The 1,224-nt window shown below is 63.3% G+C and carries 1 protein-coding gene and 1 pseudogene; both read left to right on the forward strand.

Features of this window, described 5'->3' with window-relative positions; translation table 11 throughout:
• The coding region (locus EN879_RS36430) for a phosphate acyltransferase (protein WP_281034629.1) at positions 1-819 on the forward strand (819 nt) is incomplete at its 5' end.
• A gap of 88 nt (positions 820-907) precedes the next feature.
• Positions 908-1,224 (forward strand): annotated as a pseudogene (locus EN879_RS36435) (hypothetical protein); the annotation flags it as partial.

The following is a 1,224-nucleotide window of genomic DNA, read 5'->3' on the forward strand; positions in this document are numbered from 1 at the left end:
GATTTCGGCCTCATCACCCCGGAAGACGACCCGCGCTACCGCCACTATGTCGACCTTTTGATCGAACTCGCCGGCCGGCGTGGCGTGACGACGGAAGCCGCGCGCACTATGGTGCGCACCGACAACACGGTGATCGCAGCACTTGCGCTGAAACGCGGCGATGCCGACGCCATGGTCTGCGGCCTCGAAGGTCGATTCGAGCGGCATCTGCGCAACGTCACCTTGATCATCGGCCCCCGCGCCGGCATCAAGGACCACGACCTGTCGACGCTTTCCATGCTGATCTCGCAGCGCGGCATCATCTTTCTGACCGACACCCACGTCTCCGTCGACCCGACGGCGGAAGAAATCGCCGAGATGACGGTGCTGGCGGCGGAAGAAATCCAGCGCTTCGGCATCGAGCCGAAGGCAGCACTCTTGTCGCATTCCGATTTCGGCTCGCGCGATTCGCCCAGCGCCCTGAAGATGCGGCAAGCAGCGGCGATCCTGGCGCGCATCGCGCCTGACCTTGAATGCGATGGCGAGATGCATGCGGACACTGCTCTGTCGGAGCACCTGCGCCAGCGCGTCTATCCCCATTCGAGACTGAAGGGCGAAGCCAATTTGCTGGTGTTCCCCAACCTCGATTCGGCAAACATCACGCTGACGGCGCTCAGAACCATGACGGATGCGCTACATGTCGGGCCGATCCTGCTCGGCACCGACATGCCGGCGCATATATTGACGCCGTCTGTCACCTCGCGCGGCGTCGTCAACATGACGGCGCTTGCCGTGGTCGAAGCCGCCCACAAGGCACAAGCGGTCGTCAATCTGGGCTGAACACGGATTTCGCGGTAAACTGCAGTTAACCGCGAACACGGTAGCCTTGCGGGGCTAACAGCCGATTTGGAAGGCGGAGTTTGGGCGGATGGCAAGCGGAGGGTGGAAGCAGGCGCATGCTGTCGTGCTGCTTGGCCTGCTGTTGTCCGCAACCTGGGGAGTAGCCGAGCCACAGGCTGCTTCGCGGGTCTGCCGCCAGTTGGAAGCCGATCTTGCCGCGTCCTCGCGCGGCGGCGGTGGCGGTCCGGCGCTAGTCCGGAAATACGATTCCGCGATTGCCAGGCAGCATGAGCAGATTTCGAAGGCTCGCAGCCAGGCGAGCCAGGCCGGGTGCGGTTTTTCGCTGTTTGGCCGCAACCTCAATCAATGCGCCGGGCTCAACGCCACCATCGACCGCATGAATGC

The organism is Mesorhizobium sp. M7A.F.Ca.AU.002.02.1.1 (genome assembly GCF_003998535.1).
In the GTDB taxonomy this organism is placed as follows: Bacteria; Pseudomonadota; Alphaproteobacteria; order Rhizobiales; family Rhizobiaceae; genus Mesorhizobium; species Mesorhizobium ciceri.